This window comes from Photobacterium frigidiphilum, assembly GCF_003025615.1.
GTDB lineage: Bacteria > Pseudomonadota > Gammaproteobacteria > Enterobacterales > Vibrionaceae > Photobacterium > Photobacterium frigidiphilum.
In genome coordinates this window covers 1-3,178 of the sequence record NZ_PYMJ01000088.1, presented here as the reverse complement: position 1 = coordinate 3,178, position 3,178 = coordinate 1, and the positions used below count along the sequence as shown (strand labels likewise).

The following is a 3,178-nucleotide window of genomic DNA, read 5'->3' as shown; positions in this document are numbered from 1 at the left end:
GCCTATTGCCGTTGTTAAAGATACGATGAGTGGAACCAATCAATGGACCGCGTTAGATGGTACTCAATCATCGGATCCTGACGGCAAAATAGTCAGCTACCATTGGAGTCAGGTTAGTGGACCAAAAACTGAGATTGCCTACCCAGATAGCAAATATGCATACACCTTCACACCTAGTGCAGAAAACACACTGACGTTTAAGCTAACGGTAACCGATAACGAGGGTAAAACGTCTTCATCGATTGCTAAAGTTATGGTGAAAAGTTAGTCGATTAAACTCTACCGCCGAGTACATTAATTAAAGGTGCTTGACGGTAAAGGATTTCGATGAGCATGATTATAAATCAAAAAAATTATGTATTTTAATGCTTGAATAAATCATAGATTAATTATGGTTGCATATCACAAATATGCTTACGCATAAATGCATATTAAATAAAGTCATTCACAAAAATCAACATCTATTCATTGTTATTTAATCATAAGCAAATATTTTTATGATAAATATCAACAATTAAGATGTTTGAATTTCCTGAAAACAATTCAATCAATATTTACCTTGTTGTTTGGATCTTATTGATACTTTAAACAAGTAATAAAAAGGGATCGTTATGATCATTAAAAAAAATATATCAATATTAATAGCATCTTTATTAGTTACTACGACGGCTTTTGCTAACAGTACTGTTATTAATCAATCACCACTATCGCCAGCTGGAACTAACCTTATAAAAGATGAACCAGTACGAAGGTTATCAATTACAAATGAATCTATAGCCCCTATTTCAATCCCGCCTCCAACATTAGATAACATTCGAGAAAGTACTCTCATAGAAAAAAATATAATGATGGATATCTCTGATAATGAAACCTGTCAAAACTATGATAATTTCTCTTTATTATCGGGTAAAGAATTATTTAATTTTATTAGAACTGTTCCCCGAGATTGTATTGACAAATTGTACACTCGCAATGACTCAATTTCAGTAAGCACTTATCAGCCATCAAAAGTAATCGATATTGCGCATAGAGCAACTCAAATTGCTAGTACATATGATTCGTCAACTGGCGATGATATGTATAACTTATTTTATTACTTACGTGGTGCTTTCTTTATAGAAAATAGCAATGAAAAACTTACCTATAGCGATAAACTGCCCAACCAAGCAATGCTTTCGTTGCTTGAAGCTTATAGCCGTAACCCGCATATTTTTGATATCTCTGACAATAATGATGCAACGTTAGGAGCATTTTTCACAACCTGGGGTAGCAGTAGTAATCAAGTCCAAAGTGTTAAGATCGTTACTCGTTACTTAAATGAATTCGGCCCTGAACATCTGAAAAGCAGGAGCCATCGAAATGCATTAACGAGTGCATTAACATTGTTATACCGAGCAAGTTGGGATGCAACATATACCAAGGCGGCAGAGCAACATATTGAGCTACGCCAAGCTTTATTAAAAATTGCGAATTCAGAATATATCTATAACTCCGAATACAGTTATCAATCAACAGATGCATTGAAAGAATATGCCCGTTTTATTGAATATCAAAAATACTGGAAGCTACCTGAAACATTAAAAAATGAAATAAATAATGGTATTGTAGGTTTTATGTCACGCTTTGAGCGCTTCTCTAAACTCTGGTCATCTGCTGCTGCACGCCTTGATCATTATAATTCAGGAGAATGCGAAAAATTTAATATCTGTGGTTGGAAAGAAGGTTTGGCTAATCAGATCCTCAGCATTCATTATTCATGCAGTGATACAATCAAAATTCGTGCTCAAGAAATGACCGAGCAAGAATTACAACAATCTTGCGATTTATTAGCGACAGAAGAAATCTTATTCCATAAAGTATTAAAAACAAACAACCAGCCAGTGAATGATGACCACAATACTAGTCTTGAAGTGAATATTTTCGATTCGTCTGATGAATATCGTCAATATGCTGGTGATATATTTGGCATCAGTACTGATAACGGTGGTATGTATTTAGAAGGCGATCCATCGGCTGAAGGAAATCAGGCTCGCTTTATTGCTCATGAAGCGACTTGGCTCGATGACATTTTGGTATGGAACTTACGCCATGAATATATTCATTACTTAGATGGTCGCTTTAACAAATATGGTTCATTCAACCAATTCCGAACGGATACAGGTAAATCAGTTTGGTGGTCAGAAGGTTTAGCTGAATATATTTCCCATCAAAACCGTTACGATGAAGCGATTGATTTTGCACGTCAACGCAACCACAGATTAAGTGAAATAATGAATAATAACTATTCAAGTGGTTCAGAACGTGTTTATCAATGGGGTTATTTAGCAGTACGTTTCATGTTTGAAGAAGCACCTGAAATGGTAGATCAATTGATGAGTTATGCTCGGACAGGTGACGCAGATGGTTGGTTAAACTATATCAATTCGTCTATAGGTTCTTCATTAGATAATCAATGGAATGATTGGTTGTTATCCGTTCAAAGTGATGATAGCCAACTTATCGATAAAACACTAACACCAAGTAGTTTGCCTGATAGCTGTAAGTATCAGGGAGCTTATGGCTACGGCATCGTGAATTATGGTGAAACCCTGTGCGTTGATAGCCAAAACGGTAAAGCATCTTATTATTTTTACGTAGACGATAATGTAAGCCGTATCAATATTAACACCGACTACGGCAATGGTAATATCAAACTTTTCTATAATGCAAATACTTGGGCAGATAGTAGTCATTACTCCGAGAAATCGATGAACGTTGGATATCAACAATCATTGACCATTATTCCATCCCTAACAGGAAACTGGCAATATGTGACTGTAATTAGCGAACCTTCTACTCAAGGTGTTAGTTTAAAGCTGAATGTAACAACAAAATAATTAGTCTTATTCTAAAATAGTTAGCGGATTATTGATTTATTAATAGTGCTAGTTGCTGGCCTAAATGTTCAGGTCGATATGCTTAAGCAAGCGCTTACCCAATTGAATGACAACTTATCCAGCAGCTAGCATAAATTGATTGCTGAGTTATGATCTCCTCTGCACGGCTTTGTTGAATCGCTCAGATAACACTCAATTATTCCATTAGCACTGAGTTCAGTTATCATAGCCAACCCTTCATTCCGATTAGCTATTTAACACATGCCTTACAAACACAATGACGCCAAACGCCATCATTTTAA

At 35.7% G+C, this 3,178-nt stretch carries 2 protein-coding genes; both read left to right on the top strand.

Translation table 11 applies throughout. The features are described from left to right. Positions 1-268: PKD domain-containing protein (locus C9J12_RS29690; protein ID WP_146150140.1), on the top strand; the 268-nt coding region annotated here is incomplete at its 5' end. 343 nt (positions 269-611) lie between these two features. Then, entirely contained in the window at positions 612-2,876 is a 2,265-nt protein-coding gene (locus C9J12_RS29685; protein WP_107247026.1) for a collagenase, read from the top strand. Positions 2,877-3,178: the final 302 nt, after the last annotated feature.

Coding starts and splice junctions, on each gene's coding strand:
- C9J12_RS29685 (WP_107247026.1), top strand. CDS start 612: ATGATCATTAAAAAAAATATATCAATATTAATAGCATCTTTATTAGTT.